19 protein-coding genes and 1 pseudogene are annotated in these 25,510 nt (G+C 64.3%); 6 read left to right on the top strand and 14 right to left on the bottom strand.

Annotated elements, in window-relative coordinates; genetic code table 11:
• Positions 1-244 precede the first annotated feature (244 nt).
• The 3 genes from Phou_RS29590 to Phou_RS29580 form a co-directional block, all read right to left on the bottom strand.
• Positions 245-1,366 carry a nucleotide-binding protein gene (locus tag Phou_RS29590; protein WP_173061813.1) on the bottom strand — a complete coding sequence of 374 codons (1,122 nt, stop codon included), beginning with the start codon at positions 1,364-1,366 and terminating at the stop codon, positions 245-247.
• Positions 1,363-1,866 carry a hypothetical protein gene (locus Phou_RS29585; protein ID WP_173061810.1) on the bottom strand — a complete coding sequence of 168 codons (504 nt, stop codon included), beginning with the start codon at positions 1,864-1,866 and terminating at the stop codon, positions 1,363-1,365. Before Phou_RS29585 ends, Phou_RS29590 begins: the two co-directional genes overlap by 4 nt.
• 468 nt (positions 1,867-2,334) lie before the next feature.
• The gene (locus Phou_RS29580) at positions 2,335-2,703 is read right to left on the bottom strand and encodes a group I truncated hemoglobin (RefSeq protein WP_173061807.1); all 369 of its coding nucleotides are present in this window, start codon (positions 2,701-2,703) and stop codon (positions 2,335-2,337) included.
• A gap of 2,097 nt (positions 2,704-4,800) precedes the next feature.
• Here Phou_RS29580 and Phou_RS29575 point away from each other — a divergent pair.
• Positions 4,801-5,670: a hypothetical protein gene (locus Phou_RS29575; protein ID WP_173061804.1), complete on the top strand. Its 870-nt coding sequence runs from the start codon at positions 4,801-4,803 to the stop codon at positions 5,668-5,670.
• 183 nt (positions 5,671-5,853) lie between these two features.
• Here the strand turns inward: Phou_RS29575 and Phou_RS29570 are convergent, their stop codons facing one another.
• The 4 genes from Phou_RS29570 to Phou_RS29555 form a co-directional block, all read right to left on the bottom strand.
• Positions 5,854-6,537 carry a class I SAM-dependent methyltransferase gene (locus tag Phou_RS29570; RefSeq protein WP_246273947.1) on the bottom strand — a complete coding sequence of 228 codons (684 nt, stop codon included), beginning with the start codon at positions 6,535-6,537 and terminating at the stop codon, positions 5,854-5,856.
• A 620-nt stretch (positions 6,538-7,157) separates the two neighbouring features.
• Positions 7,158-7,718, bottom strand: a complete 561-nt coding sequence (locus tag Phou_RS29565) for a hypothetical protein (RefSeq protein WP_173061801.1) — start codon at positions 7,716-7,718, stop codon at positions 7,158-7,160.
• A 181-nt stretch (positions 7,719-7,899) separates the two neighbouring features.
• Positions 7,900-8,487 carry a transposase gene (locus tag Phou_RS29560; RefSeq protein ID WP_246273946.1) on the bottom strand — a complete coding sequence of 196 codons (588 nt, stop codon included), beginning with the start codon at positions 8,485-8,487 and terminating at the stop codon, positions 7,900-7,902.
• Positions 8,487-9,011 (bottom strand): winged helix-turn-helix domain-containing protein, encoded by a 525-nt coding sequence (locus Phou_RS29555; RefSeq protein ID WP_246273945.1) that lies wholly within the window; start codon positions 9,009-9,011, stop codon positions 8,487-8,489. The genes Phou_RS29560 and Phou_RS29555 overlap by 1 nt, the downstream gene beginning before the upstream one ends.
• 256 nt (positions 9,012-9,267) lie before the next feature.
• Between Phou_RS29555 and Phou_RS55740 the strand changes: the two are divergent.
• Positions 9,268-9,489 (top strand): annotated as a pseudogene (locus Phou_RS55740) (tyrosine-type recombinase/integrase); the annotation flags it as partial.
• 582 nt (positions 9,490-10,071) lie between these two features.
• Here the strand turns inward: Phou_RS55740 and Phou_RS29545 are convergent.
• The 6 genes from Phou_RS29545 to Phou_RS29520 form a co-directional block, all read right to left on the bottom strand.
• Entirely contained in the window at positions 10,072-11,052 is a 981-nt protein-coding gene (locus Phou_RS29545; protein ID WP_173061792.1) for a DUF4020 domain-containing protein, read from the bottom strand.
• A 26-nt stretch (positions 11,053-11,078) separates the two neighbouring features.
• The gene (locus Phou_RS29540; RefSeq protein ID WP_173061789.1) at positions 11,079-13,601 is read right to left on the bottom strand and encodes an SIR2 family protein; all 2,523 of its coding nucleotides are present in this window, start codon (positions 13,599-13,601) and stop codon (positions 11,079-11,081) included.
• Positions 13,602-13,731: 130 nt separating this feature from the next.
• Complete coding sequence (locus Phou_RS29535; RefSeq protein ID WP_173061786.1) at positions 13,732-15,462, bottom strand: hypothetical protein; 1,731 nt, start codon at positions 15,460-15,462, stop codon at positions 13,732-13,734.
• 80 nt (positions 15,463-15,542) lie between these two features.
• Complete coding sequence (locus tag Phou_RS29530; protein ID WP_173061783.1) at positions 15,543-17,501, bottom strand: SIR2 family protein; 1,959 nt, start codon at positions 17,499-17,501, stop codon at positions 15,543-15,545.
• Complete coding sequence (locus tag Phou_RS29525) at positions 17,498-18,238, bottom strand: hypothetical protein (protein WP_173061780.1); 741 nt, start codon at positions 18,236-18,238, stop codon at positions 17,498-17,500. Before Phou_RS29525 ends, Phou_RS29530 begins: the two co-directional genes overlap by 4 nt.
• A 1,354-nt stretch (positions 18,239-19,592) precedes the next feature.
• Entirely contained in the window at positions 19,593-21,764 is a 2,172-nt protein-coding gene (locus tag Phou_RS29520) for a hypothetical protein (protein WP_173061777.1), read from the bottom strand.
• A 389-nt stretch (positions 21,765-22,153) separates the two neighbouring features.
• On the opposite strand from Phou_RS29520, the gene Phou_RS29515 reads away from it, so the two are divergent.
• From Phou_RS29515 to Phou_RS29510, 3 genes are all read left to right on the top strand, one after another.
• Positions 22,154-22,645: a hypothetical protein gene (locus Phou_RS29515; protein WP_173061774.1), complete on the top strand. Its 492-nt coding sequence runs from the start codon at positions 22,154-22,156 to the stop codon at positions 22,643-22,645.
• A 208-nt stretch (positions 22,646-22,853) separates the two neighbouring features.
• Entirely contained in the window at positions 22,854-23,069 is a 216-nt protein-coding gene (locus Phou_RS55735) for a DUF1990 family protein (RefSeq protein WP_371872237.1), read from the top strand.
• Positions 23,059-23,463 carry a DUF1990 domain-containing protein gene (locus Phou_RS29510; protein WP_218579257.1) on the top strand — a complete coding sequence of 135 codons (405 nt, stop codon included), beginning with the start codon at positions 23,059-23,061 and terminating at the stop codon, positions 23,461-23,463. Before Phou_RS55735 ends, Phou_RS29510 begins: the two co-directional genes overlap by 11 nt.
• 228 nt (positions 23,464-23,691) lie before the next feature.
• Here Phou_RS29510 and Phou_RS29505 read toward each other — a convergent pair whose 3' ends face one another.
• A complete protein-coding gene (locus Phou_RS29505; protein WP_173061771.1) occupies positions 23,692-24,321 on the bottom strand; it encodes a class I SAM-dependent methyltransferase in 630 nt (209 codons plus the stop codon).
• Between the two features lie 163 nt (positions 24,322-24,484).
• Here Phou_RS29505 and Phou_RS29500 point away from each other — a divergent pair, with 163 nt between their 5' ends.
• On the top strand, positions 24,485-25,345 hold the full coding sequence (locus Phou_RS29500) for a helix-turn-helix transcriptional regulator (RefSeq protein WP_173061768.1): 861 nt from the start codon (positions 24,485-24,487) through the stop codon (positions 25,343-25,345).
• Positions 25,346-25,510: the final 165 nt, after the last annotated feature.

Genomic DNA, 25,510 nt, shown 5'->3' with positions numbered 1-25,510 from the left:
TCAAACCGACCGCGCATAGACAGATGCAGCCCGACACGGGCAATCCCACCCTCCAGCCACCTGCAGACACAGCCCTATCGGCACACCACTCCCAACCACCGATAGCATCCCCCACTCGTCCCACGACCGGACACCACAACGCAACACACACCGGCAGCACACTCAACCACGAGCGGATCGCGGCAGATAAGTAAGAGCGACGACCGATGGACTCCGACACTTGCGACCTTGTGCTGTTACCAAATCATAGTCGGCGAATGCGCCTCGTTGTGCGTCGCCTACTGCCTGCCAATGCACGACCCAAGAGCCTTCGCGTTGGCTCAAGACTTCCAATAATCCCAAATAGAGCCAAAAACGCGAAGAAGCCATATGTCAAAGACGCCGTCAGGTGGCCGACAGCAAACGTGTTCACCGCGAACGCAATTCCGAGAGTTATAATGGCCATTCCCGAGATTACACCTCCCCGCGCCGATTCGGGAGTCAAGAGCGCAAGTCGGTCAAAATCCTCCGGAGACCATATAGTAGATCTCGGTGGCTTGGGCAGTTCGGGGTACAACCTCGATAATCCATACACTACATGAGTCACAAACAACGAGGTAGCCATCGGAAGCTCACCAACGAGAAATGCCCTGTTGGCGTCGAGATCAAACGGAACGGCGGACAAATACCGAGTACGAAATAGTCCAGAACCGTTCCGACCAACGATTGTCGGATTCTCCATAGCCTTATTAACGATGAACCCTCGAAGCTTATGGGCAAGCTTCTTCTCTGAGAGCACGTCACTTAGGTGTTTGGTGGCCTGAACAGATGTGGTGTCAGGTTCTACAACTAGGACAATGTCGTCGACAGCTTCGCACACCGCCAACGATTCATCGTCTATGCCACCTCGACAATCGACAATGAGTCGTCCGGCACGGCTGGCTATCGAGGCCACCACGTCGCGAATAATGGGGGGTAATTGTTGCGGATTCATCGTTCGCATAAGGAGAGCGTTATCGCCCATTGGAAGGAAGAGAACCTCTTCCTGTGACGTTGACGTCACGAGTTCGATGTCTCTCAAGGGACGCAGAGACGACCAGGCGTCGCGAACATGTGAGTCGCCATCTAAGGAGTCAGCAGCCACCTCGGCAAGACCGTCCCCGATGTTGTGAACGTACTTCATTCCGAGGTAATAAGAGAGCCCAGAGGTTCCCGCATCGGCGTCCACCAGCACGACAGGCCCAACCGATCCATTGGGCCAACTGGCTGCCGCAAATGCGGACGCAGCAACGGCCGCTACAAGCGTCTTTCCGCTCCCTCCCTTACCAGACAGGATTGCGATACTCCTGCCCTTGTCCTTCCCGGGCTCGTCTGATGAAGGTGTCATTTTCCTTGCTCCGGGTTAGATTCGGAGGAAGCAATCTCGTTGATCATTCTCGCATGCTCGCGGAGCGTGCCATCGGTGGCGGAGCGAAGCCGGCCCGAAAATCTTAGCGCGGCGACAAACAAGATCGACGTGCATACCGCCGCGAACGAACTCAAGATACAGAGTGAGTTGAATTGCCCTGGGTCGACTCCGAAGCGGTCTACGAACATGTTATAAGCAGGTCTGCCCGCCGGAAGCGCAATGGCCATAAAGTTCAAGAAGAAGGCAGCAAAGCCAAAAACCACCTCGTCGCCACGCGCTTCTAAGTTGAGAATTCGCGGCACGGGAATCCGAAACATCTGTTTGGTTTGCCGAGGCATCTTTAGGCTGGTCCCGACAATTTTGCCACTAACAATGACAGCTATAGGCATTAGAGCTACCCATGAGAAGACGAACTTAAGTCCATCCTCCAGGAAGCGTAGAGGGTCATATTGCCGCAGCGAACCCTCTTCTGGTGGCATATTCCCTCCGGGGCTCCAGGAGCTTGAGGTCACGAAGCTTTCTCGGTGCTGATACGTTAAGCAGCGTATCCCGCGATTGTTATAGGACAAAAGCGCCACGAGACGTTGCTTTCTGTCCGGGAGCCGACAGTCGGTCCCTTCAGACCTGACCTGCCGGAGGGCGACGAGGTGTTTGGCAACGAATTTCCCACGCGGACTGGCATGATGCGCCTTCTCGGGCGACTCACTCATCTCGGCATGACCGGACGCTGGCGAGCGGTACCTGCCGTCACCTTCGGTGACTAGCGCGGTCGCTTGTCCGCGCAACCGATCTTGGGCGAGCACCGGTGAGGCGAGCAAGTACAGGCCGCCCTCAAACCTCTTGCGGCTATCCCCGACCTTGGGGCGCCCTCGGTGTTGACGCCAGGTCACCGCGAGGCGCGGCGCGTGGCTTTCTGGAGGAGGCGTTCCGGGCTACGGGTCGCTGAGTTAGGCGACCTTCGTCTCCGCCGTGACGATGTCGGTGCGCAGCGGCGCGAGGGTGGCGCCGATCTGGGCGATCGTGTCGCCGGGAACGCCCAGGCCGGTGAGGGTATCCACGAGGTGGCCGACGACGGTGTCGAATTGGGCGTCGGTGATGCCCAGTCCGGCGTGCGCCGTCGCCATGTCCCGGCCTGCGTACGGTTGGGGACCGCCGATGGCGGCGGCGATGAATGCACGTTGGTGCGCCTTGAGCCGGTTCAGGTCTGTGCTGGCGAACACTGGCGCCAGGGCGGTGTCCGCGAGCACGCGGACGTAGAAGTCGTCGACTGCGGCCTGGACGGCGGGGGCACCGCCGATGGTGTCGAAGATGGTCATGCTGTACCTCCCTGTCGTTGGGCGTAACGGGGTGGGCGGCGCCTGCGCCTGGGCAACGGCGGGGTTGGCCGGTACGGAAGGATAGATGGATTACGTTGCGCGGCCGTTGGCAGGCCGCGACGGCGGCGTAACAACGTGTCGCACAGCGAGCTCGACCTCAATCACGACGCGGATCTGCCGCCTGTTCTGATGGATCGGATTGCCGACCGCCGTTTCCCAAGGTCACACAGTGCGCGAGGAGACCGCCGGACGCGACGCTCCTGAGCACGATGTCCGCGGCAGATCCGGACGCCAAGATCACCTCGTCGCCGGCCCGCCACCGAAGCCGCGCGTGAACGAACAACAGGTACGGTCGTTAGGCGATGATACGAATGCGCGGCAGGCCGCAACCGCACCCGCAACTGGCCAACGCGTCGCGTCCCGGGTCGGCGGCGCTGGCGGATCTCGCCTCCGTCGACATTCCCCGCCGCACGTGCTTGTCCGTGCCAACCACGAGGCGTCCTCCAGTCGTCTTCGGCTGTCGTAAAACACGGTCTGCAACCGGGCCTTGCCGTGACAACTGGCTTGGGAGTACCGGTCCGTCGACCGGTTGACGACGAGCCCGACGCCGGCAAGTAACACCGCCGCTACTGCCGCGACCGCCGTCGTTGGCACCGACACAGTCGCCAAATACACGCCGCTGATACTGGCGAGAACTCCATGACCACGGTGGGCAGTTCGACCGTGTCGAGGTCACGGCCGGGCGGCTGCTCTGCGGGTGTGTCGTCACCGTCCACTGTAGGTGCCCTCTCTGCTCGGCGGGCGGCCCCGCTCACCGGCCGCACTCACGTTTCGGGTCCCGCTCGTGCTGAAGACGTGACCAGTCAGCCCAAGCAGGGCAACAACCACCTTGGCGTCGCACTCGTTTGGCGCGATACCGCAAAAAGAGAGAGCCACGAGAACGCAGCCCAGCCGGAGGAAGTGCCGTCGTCGAGCGCACTGAGTGACGACCAACCGCTCTTGCGGGAATCTGCCGTCGCAGCTACTCGCAACCGCCGGTGAGGAAGTCCCTGGCCTCCGGCGCCCAGTGCCATCGCTCGTTGTGGTGTCCGTTGGTCGGCTTGCTCCACGGGACTGAGCGAGTAGCGGGGCGGCTGCTGCGGCGCCGATGATGCATCAGCAGCCGAGAAGCACTCAGTCGCCGACGTGCGGGGGCTCGTCCGCGCCACGGTAGATGTAAGCCGCGCCGTCAGGGTCTTCCTCAGGGAACGAGCGAGCGCGGAGCGCGATCGCGGCGAGGCAGTCCGAGCACGCCGCCACTGGGCTGTGCTCGAATTTCCCCACCTTTCCGGGTCCGCCACGACCGCCGCGGCGCACAAGGCGCCGAAACGGTTTGCCACCTTGCTAGATGACACCTGTCACTCAGCAAGTCTTTGAAGGCTACAACTTCGCTGCTAGCTTTTCTGACATCACGCCATGCCTCTTCAAAGCATCCGCAAAAGGCGGTCCGATCGGGCTGTGAAGAGGCGGTCGGGCCGGGCCGTAAGTGCGGCGGTTTAGGCACCTGACCTGGCCCTTTGTGTTGTACGGTCTCCGCCATGACCGAGACTCCCTCGCCACAGAGTCACCGAACCGCTGTATACCTGGCACTAATTGGCCTCGCCGGCACTGTCGTCACAGCCGTCGCGTCGATATTAAGCGCGATCTTAACATGAATAATCCTTGTACCAGTTTACGAACCACATGGTCAATCCTCGAGTGAACTTCAGCCCATATTCCGACGCACTGTCATCGGCAGTTCAGGACGCGACCGGCTCAGGGCGTTGGCCACGAGCGTGACGGCCGCCGGAGCGACACAGCGCACGGTCGGCGGCCTGACCCTGCTGCCGCACCCGGCTCGGGATGTCCACCGTGCGATAATGCGCCAACGATGCGGCCTCGCGCTGGTGAAAGGTGACTCGCACCGAATACTTATAGGCGCGCCGAGCATGACTCCGATGGATTCCAACCTCTGGCCCGCGCGCAGTCGGCGGTCAACTGTCGGTTAGCCGACAGTTGAAGGCGATGTCGGTCAGCGGCGTATGGTTCCCGAACCTGGCGGTCTCCCATAATAGCCCCGTGGCAACCACGGACGGAGCCAACCGAAACATCCTCGTGATCCCAGCCAGGTATCGGATCGGTGCAGCATTTATGCTCGGCACTGCCGCCGGAGGTATGTTCTTCAACCTGTTCAGCGCAACCACCGGATATCCCGGAGTGGCGGTTGCGGTGATCGCGGGGTTGCTTATTACCTTGGCCGGTCTCGTCGCCGGCGCCACTCGCTCACGGCTGGCGCATGCCGCGGTGCCGAGCCTCCTGCTGCTGACACCGGTTCCGGTGCTGTTTGCGGCTGGCTCTTTACCTGCGGACTCGGCAAACCTTCGTCCGGGTGGAGCCTTGGCGGCCACCCTGGTCGCGATGTTGATGGGTTTAACCGCAGCTCACCTCTGTAGCGTTGGCGCGCGCGATACGCTGCCCCGATCGGGATGGTTGTTCGCGTGCGTCGGTGCGGTCAACGTGGTTCTGGTGGCCGTTAACCGGCAGACCTTCCTGGCAGGGTGGGTGCTCATGTCCGCTGACGGTGCAGTCTTTCTCGCAGCCGCCGTATGGCTCCGACGTCGCCGACCCGGCCTGCTGACATTGCAGCTGGTCTCCATAGCCGGAGGTATGACGGTGTACGGCTTCGTCGTGCTTGGCTGGGCCACGCCTCTGGCATACGCCGGCGCACAACTCGAACGAATGACGCACGTGCACGTCCCTTTGTTACCCGTTCTTACTGGTGTCGGTATCGCCCTTGTCGCCTCAGCGACATCCAGATCTATACGCCGCCTCGTAGTCGCAGCCACTGCGGGATTGATGTCCGAACCAGGCACCGTCGCCGCCGACACCACGACGAACAAGGCAAACCCTGTCGCCAGGCTATCGAACACAGGCCGAACGACCGAGTGACAGATAAAGCCCGCCACGCGAGGGCTAATGCTTCAAGCCATCCGACTTGACCAACTGCGCGACACGAAATCGGAAGTCAACGACCTGACAGTGCCGTCCGATAAATTTGGGGTGATCGAATGCGATCACATCGGCAAGACAGTGCGTGGAGCTGTTGTGATCACCCTGGTCTGGCGTAGGTGACTACCGCGGCTGGTAGTACGAGTGCACTGCGGGCTGGTTGGTGTAGTTGGGGCCGGCTTTGTCGTCGGCGCCGAGGTAGTCGTAGGGCAGACTGACCTCGCGCCGGCCCTCGCTGGTGATCCGGCGCCGACGCGCGTCGTACCGGAAGCCGGCCTGGCGCAGCGCTCCGGCCAGGGCACGTCCGGCCGGCCGTCCGTCGGGCAGCCGAATGCTGGTCAGGTCAAGGTCGGCGACGAGCAGACCGTCATCGGTCAGCCAGCTCGCCGCACGCGTTAGCACGGCGAGCTTGTCGCCGATGTAGTGCAGACCATGCACGCAGGTGATCAGGTCGAACCGCCGCGCCGGCACCCAGCTCGTCACCGACGCGCACACCAGCTTCACCGGAAGGTCGACATCGTCGATCGGATCGAAGTAGTCGACCAGGTCGACACCGACCAAGGCGACCCGCTCGCCGCGCATCGAACGCGCCGCCTGCAACAGTGCACGGCCGGTGCCGCAGCACAGGTAGAGCCAGCCACCATGCCGGCCCCGCCCGGCCGCGGAGCGGACCTGGTCCAGCGGGTTGAACCCGAGCTCACGCGTATAGCTGTTGACCCCAGCCAGCTGCCGCCCCCGGTTCATCGCCGAGTTGGCCACCACCGCCGACCGCGTCAGGTCGTCCTCAAGAAGCAACCGCCGATCCACCCCCACAGCCTGCCAACCGCCGCCCACTCCCGGAAGCCATCCACGCCCCACCAACGGCAGATGAGAATGCCTGATCATGGCGGTGGTAGTCGCGATCGGGGGCGCGCGGAGCTGGGGCGGCGACTGTTTCTGCGTGAGCGTGGACACCGTCGGCGACGCTACGCGGGCGTCCAGTCGAGGGCACCGGCGTCGGTCACGTGCGGCCGGTAGCCCTGGGGACGGCTCGCCGGTCTCCAGCGCGCGGTCACGAAGCGGCAAGGCCTGTTCGCGCACTGGGAATAGGCCTCTCACTCACCACCCGCCTGGTGACCAGGGTGACGAGATCCCGGTGAATCGAGAGGTTCACGCCCGGGATCTGTCGAAGCCGGAGGGCGAGACTCCCTCCGGCCACCCGACAAGGCACCCTTCCACATCTAGATCCACAGAACGGGCAGCACTTGACGAAGGACCCAATTAAGCTCCGGCGGGAACAGCGGCCGATGGACCGCATGCACGAGAACCAAGTCACGCTACAGTGCGGTCATCCAATGGGTTCCGCCGCTACGCGTATCGCAATATCCCGACGGTCTTTCCTGGATCACGCAACGCCCGACGCAACAAGGCCCGCTGCGTGGGTGGGGTCAACTGCTTCCGGCCACGCAGGTCAGACACGCTGCGCAGACCGGAGCGCCCGGGTTCCCAGCCCGGATTGCTAGTGCGCACATAGCACAGACCCACATGCACAACCACGGCGTTGCCGGGTCTCCGGCGGCTGAAAGGTCGACCCGGTCGCTGAGCATGTTTCCCGATTCGCCGATCAACGTAGTGAACGCGGAGTCAAGGCGTGACGTGTCGTCCCGTGCCTCGCTACGGAATACAACGGTAGGAATAGAACTGTCTGGCGGTGTGACAAGCGTTACGTCGGCCTGCGAAGGAATCAGCCCAGAGGCGTCCGTTCCCAACTGCGCCGCGATATCCGCCGCCGCCGTCGAGTCATCGCCGAAGATCCCTGCAAGACCGTGGCTCTCCGCTTTGACACCGGAAAGCAGGGCTAGGGCACAGATTTGCTGTTCAGTCTCGCCTTGGCTCAGCCTGGCGATGGACTGCTGGGCTGCCATATCGATCCGGGAGTCGTCCAAGTTTTCGGAGGTCAGGAGCTCGCGACCGCGCCCAAGAATGCCGCTGATATCAGGTTGCGTCATAAGAAGGTATATTATACGAAATTTTCCGTTTGGTCGCGTGTCGCGCGGCTGTTCGTGTGAGCGGAGGAACCGTCCGGCTGATTCGGCACACCGCAGCCACCAGGGCATCGACAGCGTTCGTGATCGTGGGCTTGATGATGCTTCCTGCTGATCAGCAGCTACAGAGGTTGAATGGTCGGGGTTACGGTGGTTCGGGGTCGAGGTTGAGGCCGGTGCGATCGAGGAAGCTGGTCAGTAGATCGGGCCGGTACTGGATGCGTTTGAGCCGGTTGCGCACCACGGCGGCGAGGTGGTCCACGCCGGTCGCGGCGAGGTTGCCGAGGCTGCGTTTGACGTGGGACCAGACGCCCTCGGTCGGGTTGAGTTCCGGGGCGTAGGCGGGTAGCTGGACCACGTGGAGCCAGTCCCGCGCTGCGGCCAGTTCGCGCATGACGGCGCTGATGTGGGTGTTGAGGTTGTCCCAGATGACCACGATCGGCGCCTTCAAATGCTGGTGAGCTGCGTCGAGCAGTGCGATGTAGTCGGTTTCGGCGAAGCTGCGCCGTTCGCCTTTGCGCCGACGATGGACCTTGATCCGGTAGAGCAGGCGTGGGCGTTGGCCGGGCTTGACGCAGAGCAGGCCGGCTACCGAAATACGGCCGGATCCCTTACCAGACACCGGAATTATCGGTGTCCGGCCACGCCGCGCCCAGGTTCGGGCCTTGGGCGGCCTAAGCGTGTGACCAGCTTCGTCCTCGAAGCAGATCCACGCCCCACGCTCGGCCGCCACTATTTTGCCTGGGTCCACACCTCTCGCCGCCAGGTCGCGATCGCCTCCTCGTCCTGTTCGACCGGCCGATACTTCGGCATTTGCGGGCTGAAACCCATGCGGTGCAACAACAACGACACCCCGCGCAGGGTGTAGCGCTGCCGGAACAGCCGAGCGATCAGATCCGCGACCCGAGCCAACGTCCACCGCTGATCCTCGACGTAGCCGTGCGCGGCCGGACCCTCGTCCAACGCCGCCGCAAGCGCATCCAGCTGCGCGTCCGATAGCCGGCAATCGCTGCCCGACGGGCCCTTCGACGCCAAGCCTGCCTCACCGCTAGCCACCCACCGTCGCCGCCACACGTAGACCGCGTTGTGCGACACCCGCAACCGCCTGGCGATCTCCGCGACCGGAACGTTCGAAGCGAACAACGCCGCCGCCCGCAAACGGACCGCCTCACGCCGGGCACGGCCCTCAGCCGTCAGCCCACCACCATCGGGATAACGCACCCGAACCAGATACGCCGCCGACCGGGCCACCGTCACGACGACACGCCGAACCAACCAAGATTTAACCCTGACCATTCAATCTCTGTAGCCCCTCGTACTCGTGCTCTATCCAGAAGCGATCCTCGGCGGGATCGCCACGTCGTACTGGAGGCTCCCGGACGCCGACTGGCCGCGATCCACTCACTGCTCCGCTACGCCGCCCTGCGCTGTCCCGAACACACCATGCTCATTCAACGCATCCTGGCCATCCGGTCCAAAGCCGCGACCGCACCGATGTGTGATTTCCTGACCCGTGAGGAGACCAACGCGCTCCTGGCCGTCCCGGACCGATCCACCCTCGTTGGGCCGCCGCAATCACCTGCTGCTGCTCATCGCGGCGCAGACCGGACTACGGGTGTCCGAACTCCTCGCACTGACCTGCGGCGACGCCATCCTCGGCACCGGCGCCCGCCTGCGCTGCACCGGCAAGGGCCGCAAACAGCGCTGCACCCCACTGACCCAACCCACCGCCCGGCTACTGCAGCATGGGTCACCCACCGACGGGCCACACCCCGGACGCCGTCTCGGTCCTACTGGCCAAATGTCTGCCCGCCGCCGCTGCCTGCGTGACCCTCGCGACCAAGAACTGCAAGCCGCCCACGCTGCGCCACACCGCCGCGATCGTCGACGCGATGATCACCTTGTGCGGGACGATCCATCACTCGCCGTAGTCGCTCAACTGGACGTCGGACACCCAACAAAACGCGACCATGCGGGTGGCGTATGGCAGACGTTCCCCTACGAGATGGAGGACTGAGCGAGACCGCAACGGCCGTCCGGCCAGCCATGGCAACCCTCAGTGGCCGGACGCTTCCCCCATCAGTCAGCCCTTAAGGGAGAAGCGCCCGGATCGCGGCAGATCAGTACGCCAAGATCGCACGCCGGAAATCGGCGAATCGTCTCACCCATACTCGAAGAACAGCTACACCGGTGTCGGTGGACGCACGGGTTCCGCACGCCAGAAGCCCGCCCACCAAGTCATGTCAAACAATTCGATCTGTCGAGGGAAATCATAGCGACGTGCTTGGCGTATCGCGCAGCCGAGGGCTGCGTGTCATTACCAGTCCTCGGCGCCGCGGATGCCTAGCCGGAGCGCTTCATTTCGTATGACTACGAGGTCTGCGGGCTCGGCCTGATCCCGGATTACCGATGTAACTCGTGCCACATTGTCCCAGATGGGTTGCTCGGTATTTCGGAGTAGGTGGGCGAGAAGCTTGGCGAACAGCCTGGGATTCTTGGCTATTCGTTCTTCTGTCCAGTCTTCGAGGGATCGCCGTTTCGTCAACGCGGCTGGGTGCGCGGTGGCGAGGGCGACTCCGTCGGCGAAGGACACGGTCAGTAGGGTGGCCCACGTCGCCATGACAGATGCCTCGTCCTTGGTGAGCCGGAGCGGTCTGCTGTTGGCACGCTGGTTCCAGTATTGGGCGATCCAGCGCTGCCATTGCTGCTCGACTGCTGGAGCATCTAGCCCGTCCAGGATGTAGGCGATCTGGCTCATCCATTCTACCCGCTGTTGTTCCGAAGCTCGCCGCGTGAAATCCTCGACCCAGGTCATTGGGTGTGAGGCGCCGTGGAGTGCGATGACGGCAAGGTGGTCACTCAAAGCGCGGCGGAGTTCTTCCGGAAGTTGATCAGCGCGATCGACAGCGTGGAGATAGCCGTCGCGTAAGCCCGCTTCGAATAGCGGGCCGACCCGACCGCTGTAGAGGTAGCCTTGCCAACACCGCACGGCTCGGTCCTGGTCCGTTGTCCAGTCCATCAGCGGGAGAAGATGCGCCTCGCACCAAGCTTGGTCGGCGGCGAAGAAGAAGGCCAGGTGGTTGGCGAACATCACCTGGGCGAGCCAAGTATTGGTGTCGGTGCCGGCAAGGACGCGCTCAAGGGGGCGGCGTAGGTGCGGCGGCAGCCCCGCCCAAGAGTCGCCAGCCGCGGTCCAATCAGCGGAGACCGCCCGAATCCAGAATTCCGCGAGATGTCCTGCCGGCCGATTGATCGCCCGTGTCAGCCAGTCACGCTCCCCGTTCGCGTCAGGCGCCACGGGCAGTGCCGTCCACAGGTGTTCGGCTAGGGATCGCGCTTCGGGTAACAGATGCCACTTGGTTGCATTGGGGTGCTCGCCGAGGCCACCGATGAGCAGGCGAGCGACGCTGTCTGACAGGCCGGCGAGCTCGATGTTGTGGAGACGATCGAGTATGGCCACTGCAGCGACAGGGCAAGGGCGGCTGAAGACCAGCCATTGATCACACTACTAACTAGATCGGTCGATCCATCGCCGACAGCGTCGAGGACCGTGAAGCCATCCTGTGGGTTCGCGTTAACCGTCGCGGTGAGAACTCCGAGCGCGTCGCTCCAGCTTGTGCGATCGAAGGCGAAGTCCACGCCTTCGTACCGGCGAAGTTCAGCGATCGCCCCAGGTGCATCGGATCCGATACGCGTGTGAAGCTCATCCGTGGTCATTGGTGGCTGGTCAGCCCGGACGCGGACCTCGACTCTGGAGCGGAGAAGATCAGGGTCGTTGCGTGGCTCGAAATGCGGATACTCCGCCTTCACGGCCGCCAACGCGGTCCGGGCCGAGTGGAGCTCCGGCGCCCAACGGGTTATCCAGGTCAACGCGTTATAGCGGATGTAGGCGATGTGCTCGGCGTCCTGGCCCTCAAGGGGCAACGTCGTCGTGGCCGCGACAAGTGCGTCGGCTTCCGCGGTCGACGCGTCCGGCAAGGCGACTCGGATCAGGCCGAACACCTCAGGACGCAGTTGATGCTCGAACAGCCATCCCCGTTCGCGTAGCCAGGCAAGCTTGCCCGAAGCGGGAACGTCAGAACGGACCTTCCAGCCGTGCAGTGCAAGCCGGCGCAGGATCGGAATGTCCGACGCCGCCCAGCTGTCCAGGTATCCAGGCCCGGCCGGGGCGCCCGATCGCAGCAACTCGTCGATACAGTCTCGGGCGGCGTCGATGATGGCGTCCACCGGTTCCCGGTATCTGTCACCCGGGTCCTGCTCGATGGCGTATCGGCCGAACGAGACCGGATCCCAGCCGGGCTCCGCCGAACGTGCTACCTGAAGTTGCGAGAACATCCGACGCAGCTGCCGCTCGGCGATCACAAGTACCGCCGCGGCCACATCTCCCAACGCCGGGCGGAACACGGTTGACCAAGCCTCTGCCAGGTCGTCCGCCGACCCACGCATGTTCACCTCGAACGAGGGCTCACCGCCCCAAAGGAGAGAACGTTGCCGCAGTCGCGGCTCGGTCAGCGTGTCGAACAACAGCAGCGCTGCCTCACGATCTTCTGGCAGACGCGACTTGAGTAGGGCTTGCTCAAGCCAATCTGTGTGCTCTTCGCCGGAGTGCTCGATAAGTAGCGTCAGCCACGGTCCCAACCACGGTGGGCGTGGCACCGGACCTCTGTGGAGGTGTAGCCCGAGGACGTTGCAGAGCATGGGGGCGAGCCGGCCGCCACTGCTGTGAGTTACCCGTAACGCATCCGTGGTTAGGGCCTCGCTCATCACGAAGCGCTCGACGAACCAGTCAGCGAGGCGTCGCGTACAAGCGTCGTCAGGAGCAGTTGGGTCGAACATCGAGCGAAACTGAAGTCGACCGGCTGCCCAGGACAACCATTCCAGCCCGTCAGCCAGCTCCGTGAAGAATCGGACTCGGTCCGCGTCCGCGACCACGTCTTCCAGATACGAAACGTCCTCTGGAACCAGGGCTGGCCAGGGCGCGAGGGCTGCATCGTTGGCCGGGCGTGTCGGCCTGTTCGCCACTAGTTGCCCTACGCGTTTGCGGTGGTCATGTAGGCCCATCGAAGCCCACGCTGCCCACGCATCGATGGCTTCCGCCAAGGCAGCGTGTGAATCATCGACCACCTTGTACTCGACGGGCACCACACCGTAGGTCTGCCAGACCTCGCTGTCCGGCTCGAATGTCAAGGCGTATCGCTTCTTGCCCTTGCCCCCTAGGGCGCGTGCCACCATGCGCATAACGGTGTCGTTGTGGCTGTAACCAACGAATAGCACCGTGTACTTCGCGAACATTCGTTCGACGAACCGCGCTGCCCAGGCGGCGGTGAGGTACGCCCGTCCAAAGTCGGCTTCGGTCGCGACCATCCACCGTGGGTCTTGCGACACCGCCCCATGCAGGTAGACGATGCCGTCAAAGTCGTCTCCCACCGGCAGCGCCGGCGCGTAGTACGTCGCCACCCCTGTGCCGACGTCACGAAGTGTCGATGACATGTGCGGGTCGTAGTTCGTGGTCACGATGCGTGCCGGCGTCTGGGCGGTGGCGAGCCTGCCAAGTGCCCGGTGGAGCTGATTCGGCTGTGAATCCGGGCGGTCAATCATGGTTCTGATCATGTGATGAACGTCGACGTCCTGGTCCTTGATCCAGTCGAGCGCACGTTCCGGAACCGTAAGCTGCTCATCCGTTAGGCCGATACGAGCGTCGGCGGCGATCTTCCCCGTCATCTCTACGAAGTTGGGCAGGCCTGCTGGCGGATCGATAGACGCGCCCGCTCCCACGAAGAGAACCAGGTCTCCGGTCCGATGAGCGTGAATCAGACCGGTCGGGAAATTGACATTGCGGAACCACATCGAGGCACAGCCTATCGTGTTGGATCTCGACCGGTGACGACGCCGTTGTCAGGCGGATGCTTTCCTCCTCTGGCTGTTACTGTCGGCACGCATGTCCATGTATGCCGGCGTGGTTCGACCTCATAAGCAATCAGCCATCGGCACGGTCCGACTTTTCGACGAGGCGGGTCACGACGCCTATCATCAACTCTGCGGACGGCAGCGGACGGCCGTCGGGGCGGCCGGCAGTGTACTCGGTGAGGGCCTCGTCGGTCAGTGCGCGAGCCGCCACCGGATCGCTGTCCGCACAGGCCAGGACGGCGAGGGTGGCCGTGCAGTTGCCCGCGCCTTGAAGGTCGTCGGCGGCGCGGTATGTATCCCGTAACGCGCGGATGTCCGAGCGGAGGTGCTCGGGTGCTGGGTGGCCACGCAGCAGGGCGTTCAGCGCCAACAGCGTGGCTCGGTGGTGGCGGATCAACATGAGCCGGTTGCCGTTGCGCGCCCGCTGCGTGGCGCGTTCGCCCAGCTTGGCGGCGAGTTGGCAGAGCGTACCGAGGGGCGGCCAGGACGCTCTAGGCATGACTAAAGTCAGCTGTTCGAAGAGGCGTAGTGAGGTCTGCTGCAACGCCCGGTAGGCATCGCCTGCTTCCTCTGGCAGCTGGCGTCCGTTGCGGGTGGCGATCAAAACCTGGATAGGGCGAGCGTAGGCCTCCGCGAGATCCCGTACGACTCGCGTGCCTCGGCTCTGGCGGGCCGCTCGTCCGCGCGCGAGGTCGCCGAGCCGTAGCAGGCAATGCAGCCGCGTCGCTTCATCCCCCGCATGTGTCGCCATCTCCCCGAATATTGTTCCGGCACGGTCGCGATCGTCGCCGCGGGCACGGTTGTACAGGATCTCGGCGTGTCGTAGCCGTGCGCCCGGCGTCTCGGGCAGCGCGGCGAGCATCGCCTCGGCGGTGTCTAGGTCGCCGAGGTCGGCAATCAGCCACGCCCAAGATTGTGCGATGAGCTCGGCTGGGTGTGCTGCGCGCAATCGCTGTCGCCAGCCGGCGAAGAGGTCCGCGTAGCGGTCACCGCCGAGTCCGATTGAGGGCCAGGACGGCAGTGCGGGAGTGCCCAGGATCTGCCGGAGCGCGGTGACGGCCAGGCCGTCCGGCGCTCCCTGCACCAGGTCAATGCCCCTGTCGCAAGCGTCCGCTGGGACGGTGGATGCTGCGGGCAAACTCAGACAGCACCAAGTGGCAGATGTCCGTGCGGCTGCAGCCAGGAGCGGGCCGTACACGTCGGGGTCGCCGCCGGAGTAGCCGGTGATGAGCAGCCGGTCGGCCGTGCCGAGCCCTTCGACGGCAGCGGCGCGTTCGGCGGTGAGCTGGGCCATCTCTTCGATGTCCACCACGACCACGTCGGCTAGCGAGGTCTGCCGCCGGTCGAGGCCGCCGTGCACCTTGAGCAGTGCGGCGCGACGGCCGGAACGCAGCCAGGCGGCGAACTCGTCGTGGCTGGACACGGTGAGCAGGTCCGGCGAGCCGCTCGGGGCGAGCGCCCGCCAGGCGGGCAGGGCGTCGTGGTATTCGCGGGGCGCGGCAGCCGGGAGATCGGTACGGCCGCAGATCAGGTCGTATGCGAGTTCGATACCTATGTCGAAGTTGACGGTGACGTGTGTTCCGCCGCGAAGCAGGTGTAGGGCGGCGAGCATGTGCGCCTCGTTGGGGACGCTGACATGCAGCGCGAAGATGCAGTCGAGGGCGGCCGGGCCGATCGTTCCCCAGAGGCGACCAAGTACAACCTCCAGCTTGTACGACTCGCCGCGGATCCGCTCCAGCTGCTCGCCCGAGACGAGTGTGCCCAACTCGTCTCGGGCCGCCTCGAACATGGTCTCCAGCACGTCGTCGCGCAGGCCGAACCCGCGCGGGAGACCCGCTGGCTCGTCACCGCTGATCCCGGCTCCGGTGAAGACCGCTGTGGTCAGCAGAAGAACACCTCCTGCGGCTGGCTGCCGCCGGGCAGGCTGACCGCGGCGGTGGCGTGCGCGTGGACGAGGCGCGCACCGATCTGGCCCGCCAGCTCCCGAGCCTCGGTGAGCGCGGCACGGTCGTCGTCCCGTTCCACGGCCACCAGTCCGGTCCCGAGCAGTCCGAGGGCCCGTTGCAGCGGAAAGCGGGACCGGGCCACCTCCCCGTACCACCGAGAGGCCAGGTCGAGGTCATGCGCGTGCACCCGGGCATACTCCGCTCGCTCGATGAGGACAGCCTCGTCGGTGAAGCGGTGCCCGCGGGTGAAGTACGTGTCCTGCGCGGACGTGGACTTCATGCTGCCGTCCAACGTGGCCAGCGCGGTCCGGAACCCTACCGGATCTGTCATCCGGACCAGCGCCAGCTTCGCGGTCTGCACGCTGACAACGCCGTCCATCGAGCCCTCGCCGCGGAAGCGCAGTTCGCTCAGCTCGTAGTACCGGGCCGCCTCGGCAGGTTTCCCCTCGTGCAGCGCGATGCCGCCCTCGACGAAATCGGCCCAGGCGACCCAGCGTGCGGCCGCGATCCCCGCCGCGGGCCGCAGGTCTTCGTCCAAGCATTGGCGGCATTCCTCCAGGCGTTCGGCCCACAGCAGCGCCTGCGCGCGTTGGAAGGCGGCGTGCGCGACGCGTACCTCGTGGACCTCCCAGACAGCTCGCCGGTGAGCTTCGGCCGCGATGTCGGCGGCTTCGTCCAGGTTGCCGGTGATCCGCATCGACATCGCTCGCAGGATGAGCAACGTCGACACGGTCTGATCGTCGATCCGACCTGTACCGCGCAGCACCTTGTGATGGCTGCCGAGCCGGGAGTGGGCGGTGAGGCGTTTCCGCTCGGCGCCGTTCCGCCACCGTGCGGGTACGAGCGGGACCTTCGCAGCCACCCAGAGCGGCACCGGTAGCCACCGGCCACCGTTGTTGACGATCAGCGCGATCAGCTGGCCGACCGTGGCCCGCCGGCCTGGCTCCCGCCAGAGCCGACGCAGGTTGACCCGGACTGCCCCACGCCAGTCGCCGAGAACACCCCGGATCGCCGCTTCCGCCGGTAAATGGTCGACGCCCAGCCCGGGGAACGGCCGCCGCGGTCGTTCCTGGACCAGCTGGTCCAGTAGGGGCTTGGGGACGGTGGCGAGACCGTTTGCCTGGCACCAGGCGACGAAGTCACGGGACGGGTCCGAGCCGGTACCGGACTGGGCCAGCGTCAGTGCGTTACGCGCCACACAGCGGCGCAGTAGCCGGCGCCGGCGGTCCACCTCGTCCCGGTTCGGGAGGTCGAACCAGACGACGTGTTTCGCCTCGTCCAGCAGCTCGTCCCACAGCGGCTGAAAGTCGAAGTCACGGCCGCTGTAACCGATGAACACCACTACCCGCCCCCGGACCGCCTCGGCCAGCGCCTGACGCCAGTCCGCCCGAAGACCGGCCAGAACGCCATCGGCGGTGACGATCAGTTGGCCGGGCAGGGAGCCGTGCGGCTTGTAGATCTCCCCAGTGCTGGCGGCGTCCGAGGGCCAAGCCACCGCACGAAGGCCGTGGCCGGCTTCCTCGATGAGGGTGTCGAAGTTGACCGTCCACACCGCCGCACCCGCGGCGGCCAGTTGCGCCAACGCCACGTGCACCGCGTTGGGCCTCGGCGGCGCGGGCTCGTCCATCCGCAGCGTCCGGGACAACCAGTCCTGCACGTCGACGCCGCTATCGCGCAGGGCGAGCATGAACGGTTCCGGCGCGAGGCCCTCGGTGATCCGGACGAGCTCGGGCTGCTCCTCGTCCAGGTAGTCGTCGAGGCCAAGCTCGCGGAGGATGGCGTTTCGCATCGGGTCGAACAGCGGCAGCGCTGCTGGCGGGGCGTAGGACGCCCCGGCCCCGGCGAACACGAACAGCTCGCTAGCGGCGCCGACCTGAGGCAGGGCCGCCGTCATGTCGCCTCGGCGCGGGCCGAGCGCCAGATGGCCTCGAACTGGTCCAGCCAGTATGTGTACCAAGGTCCGTCGTCGCGGGTGAGGTGGATGTGCATGCGTGACCGGATGGCGTCGTTGCGGAAGCCGTGGAACTCGACGTTGGCGTATCCGCCGGCCGAGTGCGGGTTGACCGCGACGATGCTGAAGCCGGGGTTGAATGGGATCTCGCCGAACGCGAACGTGCCGGTCACCGTCCACTGTGCCATGGACGCCAGCCGAGCCCGGGTCTCGCGCAGCGAGTCCGCAGCCGTCTGCACCGGGTAGTCCAACAACGCGTCGAGCTGCTCGGAGATCGGGTCGTCGGGGTCGAACTGCTTGAGCACTACGATCCGCACCGTGCCGTCGCCCTTCGCCAGCGGGCCCTGCCGGAGGATGTCGCAGCGTTCCTCGGTCAGGAAGTTCGACGCCACCGGAGCGAAGATCCACACGTCTTTCGCGGCGCGCAGGTCGCCCGTGATCGGGTTGCGGTCGTAGTCGCTGCGGTCCAGGAACCGTTCCTCACGATGGTTGGCGAATGCCACACGCAACAGCAGGAACCCCAGCCCTGCGAATAGCAACGACCACCGCACAGTCTCCGGGAGGTCGGCGCCCACCAGCAGCAAAGCGGCGAAGACGAACGCGACAAGCGTCGTGGCGTAAAGATCGATGAAACGGCGATGCCGGAGGTCCTTGACGATCTGCTTAAACCGGCCTCGCACCCTCACTCCGATCCTGGTCTCACAGCCGCATCCCGCTCATGATGCCGTCCGCTGAGGTTTGTGACGCTCACCCATTCAGGCGACTCGCTCCAGGAGCGCCAGTACGATCATGAGTCGCAAATCGGCAGCGCAGCGCATGGGTGGTAATGATCGACCTGCCGGCACGGTACGTGCCCTTCCCCGGGCGGCATCACCTGCTGACCCGGTTCCAGGCAGACTACCTGCACCGACTCCCCAGGGGCCGGTGTCACGATCGTCTGAGCGGTCACCTCCGCCAACCACGACCACACCAAGCGCAAGCCGGTCCCATACCACCGCCGGGAGGCGGCGATCGAACGGTTCCAGCGTGCCGAGCAGCCTGCGCTCGCTGGTCGTACCAGTCTTTGACACCGCGCCCACCGACGCGTGATCCGACGACTGCAAGCCCGTCCCCTCGCCGAGCACTATGCGGGCCGCTACGGACGCAGCCATCGAGCTGATCCAGCGCGCCTCAACACGGCTGACTCTACCCGTCGGCCTGGAGGCCATCACTGAGGCAATGGAGGACCGTGTATTGAATTGGCGTGATGCCTGGAAGAGTGATGTGCCCGGCCGCGTCGGCGGCTAGGAACATCACCGCAGGCGGCGAAGGCGTCGCCGCCATGCGTTGCCCAATTACGGACGACTTAGCAGTGCGACCCGGCACTAAGGGCTCTGCCGCTCTTAGCCAGTGACGACTTTGCCTGCGCACTCTACTGGAAATCTGTCTGACTCGCCGTCAACGAGACATGCCTTCATGACATAGTCCTTTATCCCTGGCGAGATCGCAGAGGATGTAGTTATAGGTGCCAGAGCCTCGGCCGTTGCAGGTACTCTCAAGTTCTGTGCCGTTGCCGCTCAGCAATGTGCCGCGAACACCGTATCCATCTGCGAAACATCAGCAATAGTAAGCTCATCAGTACCGGGACCTGTATTTTGATAATAACGCATGTTTCCAGCATTTGCTGTTGATCCGATGCGATTAGGGGACCGGCGGCGCGGACGCGTTTGCTGTATCCGGCACGGCTTGAAAGCATCCCACGACTTTGTTGGCGCCCTGCTTGCGATCCCGAGCCGGGCGCCCCTGGTCCTCCATACAGCGCCCAGATCCGGCGGCCAAGGAGCTCGAGATCACATTGGTCATTACGCCGGGACAAGGGCGGGGCGTAGCACAACCGAGCTGACGCGTAATCTTCTCCCACAAGCCTCGCGCGAGGCGCTCCGCGGCACAGCCGATGTCCGACTCGTGCCCAGGCTGGCCGTCGATCCGCGACCGCACGCAGTCGAACGCGGCCAGCGGATGATCAGTCCGCATAAGGTGCCACTCGTCCCCCGGTCAACCGACGGCATGGCCGCCGCCACCTCCGGCGCTTGGGACAGGAGTAGACGGCTGCCGTGGTGCCGAACTCTGGCTGCTTCGTATGCTGGGGATCCCGTCGTCTGGGTCAAACGTCGTGGTGCTACCTCTTACAATAAACGGGCTTTGTCCATCGAGCATGGGAAGCTCCTGACGCTCGCAAACCCGCTTGTCAAGAACACAAGCCGTGAAGTCATTTTCAGTCTTGAAGAGGACCAGACCAGGACCTAAGAAGATGGTTTCTGTGAAGCCCTGCGTCAAAGGCAGTTCACCGGCGACGGTGGCGTTCTTTAAGAGATCCTCGACGCGAGCAACTATGAGATGATTCTGACCGCCTTGAGTGAGAGGCCTTATGGCGCCAATCAGCCATCGGCCGTCTGAGCTGAGCCGGAAGCTGGTAGTGGCTGGATTGAGATCGCCCAGTTTGCACATTCGCCTCAGGATCCGCATGGATTCGAGCGGCTTTACGTCGAGCAGGCAGTCATCTTGTGTGAATAGAGCCCGACCTCCTGGCAAACTTCCCACGAACCCGTTGAACTTCTCCGACTGAGCAACCAGGTCAAACGGCCCGGCCTCGGGTACCCAAACGTCATACCATGTCGGTTGAGCGCCGTGTCTCGCCATGATCACTGCATTGCCGGCGAATCCGGCGCCGAAATACTCGTCGGACCGGGCCTCTCCTAAATGCGACCCGCCTGGCAGGTCATAGACATCGTATGTACCCTTTTCGGCGTTGTGAATCAATATCCGAGTGGCGGCTCTGTTGATGACGGGTTGGCCACCCAACGTGGTGGTGATGAGTTCTCGCTCGGTGCCGTCGTTCGATAGCATCACGATGCGCGTGGGTTCCTCGCCCTGCGAACCAGTTCGGACATCTGTAGTGGCAGTGCCAATAACCCAGCCGGACGGGATGCGCTCCGCTAGTTTGACGGGCCCTTTCGCCTGGATTCTGTGAGTTTTTCCGTCTGCTTGTTTGATGGTTACCTGGTACGGCTGGTTAAACGGTCGCATGACGTAAACAAGGTCAAGTGTATCGATTCCGGGTGACCGATTCTGGAACGCGTAGACAGCGATGGTTCCAACAAGCGCCACAATGACCATGATGATGGCCGCACGCGTAAGCCTTGACATCGACTGGAGCCCGGACTTCCCTGCGCGGCGAACGCGAGCCAGTCTCGTCCGCAAGACTCCCTGCATTTGGTTCGACACGACAGCGTCGAATGCCTCCTGGCGAAGCGCTCTCTTTCGCCGCACCTGCTCTGCTGCAGGTGCCGGACCCGTAACCGACTGTGTCGTTGGAACATACCAGTGATGTTGCCCGATCGTCGCGAGGTACACCTTTGCTGCCTCTGTCGCAAGGGCGAGGCACCATTGCCGAGCTGCGTCAGGATCATCGCCAGGCAGGTCGCGGGAGGTGTGGATAAGCCCGATGGCCACCAGGGCTAGCAGTTTTTGATGCCGCCAGTAGTGCCCATAGCCGCGAATTAATGGGCGCGCGTCGCATCCACGGTGGACCGCTTGGCTGATGCGCTGGAACTCGGTCACCAAGGGCGAGGAGGTCGTCGGCAGTGCATCCGGGTTGACGATGATTTGTATAATATCATCCCTGCCAGCTGCACCGAGCCGGGCGTCCACTATCGAGTTGACCGCGATTGCAACGAGCAGGTGCATTGCGTCGTACGCGACTATTCCGTCCGTCGCGTAGTGATCGGCATCAAGCAAGATGAACCGGTCGGGCTCGAGCCGCGGCTTTGTCGGAAGCACGATGTTGCCCTCGTTGAGGTCGCCATGTACTCGTCCCACCAGTACAGACGCCAACTGGTGCGCGGCTAATCGCTGATCGTCAAGGAGGACGAGTGGTAGTAGGCGGGCGTCAACGTTCAACCTGGTCAGCCGGTCGCGGATGGTGGACTGCCGGTCGCCCAGCAGACGCGTCAAGAAAGCCCCGGTAGTGATCCTCTCGATCTCGAACTCCGGATTCAGCCCGTCCATCGATCTAACGATGCTTTCAAGAACATCCCCAAATCGCTCTTCCTTCCGGATGTCGGTCAGCGGACGGAACGTTCCGAGGTCACCGCCGGCGATACCCAGAGTGACAGCCGTCCAGTCATGACCGAGCGGGTACTCGTCGAGATACTCGACGAGGTGCATCCGAAACTCCGTGGGCACGTCGGAGTACGCAGTTCGGAAAGCTTTGATACGTTCCGTCCCGCGAAAGGTCTTTAGGCATACCAGTCTTTTGTGGCGATCGGTTTCCGGCCACTCGACCAAGAGTACCGGTGTGCGGCCGCGTCCACCGGTGAATCGCCCGTGCAGACCTAGCGTCCCTGGGAGAGTTTGTGCCCATCGCTCCATCAGCGGGAACAACTCGGGTGGCAATGCCTGCCGCCAGAGATCGACATCGTCAAGCCCCATCGCGCCTCCAGCCCCAGTGGTTGCTCGCCAGGTCACGGCTTGGCCCGTTCAGCAGAACACCATAACCTATCGGTCAGAACCAAACACCTCAGGGTCGCGCTGCGTTCAACGTTCGGGGAGTATTGATGGCCGACGAGATGTCTGACAAGATCAAGATGCAGAAGGACCTGCTCTGGGGCGTCTACTCCGATGTGCGTGCCCATTCGCGACACGCAGAGACACTGCGTTCTAGCGCGGTCAACTACATCTTCATCATCGCGTCGGCCTTGGTGGCGGTCATCATCTCGGACGGCAACGTTCGAGCGTCCGAACGCCCGCTGTGCCTAATGGTCGCGTTGATCGGCCTATTCGGGCTGGCCTTCGTCGGCATATACACGGAGCTATACCAACGGAATTACCGACGTGCGATAGATTTGCGCAACGAGCTAGACAGTCGATTCTTTGACGGCAGCGACAGTACACTCGCGAAGCTGATAGCTAGCGCAGACAGCCGTCACGAGGCGACCCCTCTCTATCGCTCGAGTCGTCGGCTACTGGGCAGCGCACACCGATTCTGGCTGCTGCTTCCGGGGCTCGTACTAGTAGCCGGACTGGTGCTGATGACTCTAAGCGCATGATCAAAACCTGTGAAGCTTGCCGTCGGCGCGCTAATAGGAGGCACGCATGCGGGGGAGCGAGCCGGGTGGAATGATTGATTGCCCTGGGTACCGATTGCGTGCAGATTCATGACGCCTGATTGGCGCGGTTGGGACGTCAACATCGACGCACTGTATTCGGCATGAGCGGGTGGCGGTAGGGACCGGTGACCGTGCGGCGGTGGACGCGATGCTGGCCTCGGTGATCGGCGGCGTCCTGCCGGGTGGGTACGGTGATCGGGTGTGGCGCAGGAGCGGACGTTCGTTCGCTGACCTGGCTCTGGCCGCTTTGACGTACCAAGAGGTGGGCCCCACGCGTAACCACCCCTTACCCGCGGGCTACGGTCACGTACGCCGTGACGTGAGGGTAGGCGCTGGCCGCGTCGTGTTCGAGCGTGCCGTTTGACGGGCTGTTCGGCTGGAGGATGCACCGTGGCGCTGGGCTCGTTGTAACCAGTAGCGGTGCGAGAGCGGCTCGGGGAGTCGTCGTCGTGCTTCGAGCCGGCTGGGGTCCACTGCGGCTCATGATTCCGTGCCGGGTGGTCTACGTCGTCGATGAGGCCGATCGTCGAGGTTTTGCCTATGGCACCCTGCCCGGCCACCCGGAACAAGGCGAGGAGGCCTTCCTGATGACGAGGGCGAGTACGGGCGAGGTCAATCTCCACATCCGTGCCTTCAGCCGACCCGCGACGTTGCTCGCACGAGGTGGCGGAAAATTCACCCGCACGATCCAGGAGTACGCTACCGACCGCTACGTCAAGGCGATCCAGCGAATCTCCCAGCAAGACAACAGCTCATAAGACCTTCGGCAGCGCCCTCATCTCGGCTAGAAGCGGATGTCCACCGGAGCCGGAGCGCGGTGACGCCGGGTCGTGTGCGGAAATGTACAGACGAGTGTGGCGAACATCTGGATCCGCTGGTCATTGGTGGTGTTCACATGGAAGGCGCCGTCGTCGCGAAGGTGTGCTGCGGGTCGTGGAGGGTCTTGGACTTGCAGACCGTCCTGGCCTGCCAAGGCGCCCGCTGTCTCAGGCGACTGCGCGGAAGAAGGAGTAGTGCCCGGCGATCCGGCGGCTGCCGTGGCCGGTCTGGGAGACCTCGGTCAGTCCGCCTTGGCGCATGACCGCCTGGATCCGTTCCGGGGTGTGTCCGGCCAGCCGCGGGTGCTGGTGGCCTCGCGTGCCCGGGCGTGGTGTCCCGTCCGCGTCGAGCAGGTGCAGCTCGCCACCGGGGCGCAGGATCCGGCGGATCTCGCGCATCGCCGCCACCTGTGGCTCCTGGTCGAGGTGGTGAAGCATGTAGGAGGACAGCACTCGGTCGAGGCTGTCGTCCGGCAGCGGCAGCTCGTCAGCGTACGCGAGCATGAACTGCACCGTCAGGCCGCGGCGGGCGGCCTTGCGGCGGGCCTTGCGCAGCGCGGCCGGGTCGGGGTCGATCCCCATCAGGTCGGCTTCCGGTACTCGGCGGCCGAGCTGCATGAGCAGGTCGCCGGGTCCGCAGCCGACTTCCAGCACCCGGTGGCCGGGCTGAACGCCGGCGCGATCGAGTAGCTGCCCGTGCACCTTGGAGATGCCGGCCGCCCGGGTGAACGGGTCGTAGAGGAACAGCATCCAGTGCCGGCCCATCGCCGGGATGAACGGCCGTACGGCTCCGGTCATGACAGCCTCCCGCAGTAGTGATCAGACGAACTTCGGTCGTACTCTCAGTGTTGTGCCCAAGCAGAGCGTGGACATCGCCGGATACGTGGCAGGGATAGGACATTCTTCAGATGCTCCGGCGCACGCACGGCCGACTCGGATGGCCCGGCGGACCACCGGCGGCGTGCCAGTCGCGGTGTTCCGCCGGTTACCCGGCATCCCGCCGGTGGCGGTGACCCGGCTGTCCGACCGGCCGGTGACGCCGCAGCCGCTACCCGGCCCGCAGACGCATGCGCACGACTTCCTGGTCCTGCTGTACGCACATCGCGCCGGCGGCAGCTTCCTGATCGACGACCGCGCATGGACCGTGGTCGACGGCGATCTGTTTGTGATTGCGCCAGGCCAGGTGCTGTCGTTTCCGCAGCCGGCCGACCGAATCATCGAGGACGGATGGGTGGTGTTCTTCCCGGCCGATGTGATCCGCGGCGGGGCGTACTCGTGGCGAGCCCACCCGCTGCTGTTCCCGTTCGCCTGCGGCGCCGACCGGACGCAGCGGCTGCGGGTCCCACGGGAGCAGCGGCCCGGCTGGGTGGAGCGGATCAGCGCACTCGACGGCGAGTTGCAGACCCGTGGAACCGGATGGTCGGAGGCGTCGCTCGCACACCTGATGCTGGTGCTGGTCGCGGCGGCCCGGCTGGCCGGTGACGTCGCCGATGAACTGCGCGCGGCCGACGAGCCGCTGCTGGCCGCGGTGTTCGACGTGATCGAGCACCGGTTCGCCGAGCCGATCTCGCTGGCCGATGTGGCCGACGAACTGGCGCTGACCCCGGGGCACCTGACCACCTCGGTACGCCGCCGGACCGGCCGAACCGTGCAGCAGTGGCTCACCGAGCGGCGGATGCAGGAGGCCCGTCGGTTGCTGACCGAGACTGACCTGACGGTGGCGGCGATCGCCCACCGGGTCGGCTTTCCCGACGCCAGTTACTTCATCCGACGTTTCCGGACCGAGCACCAGATCACGCCCGCGCTCTGGCGGCGCCGCTGACCGAGTGGCCATAAAGGGTGCGCCTGCCACCCCGGTCAGGGTGGCCCGAACTACGCACCGGCTGATCAGCAAGATCAGGTGCTCGCACATCGGCTATGTGTGAGTCGATCAAGGCTGCGTTGGCTGGGCGGGGCAGGCCATAGTGGGGTTCGTCTCGGCAGACCA

Origin of the sequence: Phytohabitans houttuyneae (genome assembly GCF_011764425.1) — a bacterium.
In the GTDB taxonomy this organism is placed as follows: Bacteria; Actinomycetota; Actinomycetes; order Mycobacteriales; family Micromonosporaceae; genus Phytohabitans; species Phytohabitans houttuyneae.
The sequence above is the reverse complement of the archived record's forward strand: the minus strand, read 5'-3'. Positions and strand labels throughout refer to the sequence as shown.

What these genes read in the sequence shown, in the direction of transcription:
- Phou_RS29590 (WP_173061813.1), bottom strand. Translation starts at nt 1,366, where the DNA reads ATGACACCTTCATCAGACGAGCCCGGGAAGGACAAGGGCAGGAGTATC.
- Phou_RS29585 (WP_173061810.1), bottom strand. Translation starts at nt 1,866, where the DNA reads ATGCCACCAGAAGAGGGTTCGCTGCGGCAATATGACCCTCTACGCTTC.
- Phou_RS29580 (WP_173061807.1), bottom strand. Translation starts at nt 2,703, where the DNA reads ATGACCATCTTCGACACCATCGGCGGTGCCCCCGCCGTCCAGGCCGCA.
- Phou_RS29565 (WP_173061801.1), bottom strand. Translation starts at nt 7,718, where the DNA reads ATGACGCAACCTGATATCAGCGGCATTCTTGGGCGCGGTCGCGAGCTC.
- Phou_RS29540 (WP_173061789.1), bottom strand. Translation starts at nt 13,601, where the DNA reads ATGTGGTTCCGCAATGTCAATTTCCCGACCGGTCTGATTCACGCTCAT.
- Phou_RS29530 (WP_173061783.1), bottom strand. Translation starts at nt 17,501, where the DNA reads ATGACGGCGGCCCTGCCTCAGGTCGGCGCCGCTAGCGAGCTGTTCGTG.
- Phou_RS29520 (WP_173061777.1), bottom strand. Translation starts at nt 21,764, where the DNA reads ATGCACCTCGTCGAGTATCTCGACGAGTACCCGCTCGGTCATGACTGG.
- Phou_RS29515 (WP_173061774.1), top strand. Translation starts at nt 22,154, where the DNA reads ATGGCCGACGAGATGTCTGACAAGATCAAGATGCAGAAGGACCTGCTC.
- Phou_RS55735 (WP_371872237.1), top strand. Translation starts at nt 22,854, where the DNA reads ATGCTGGCCTCGGTGATCGGCGGCGTCCTGCCGGGTGGGTACGGTGAT.
- Phou_RS29505 (WP_173061771.1), bottom strand. Translation starts at nt 24,321, where the DNA reads ATGACCGGAGCCGTACGGCCGTTCATCCCGGCGATGGGCCGGCACTGG.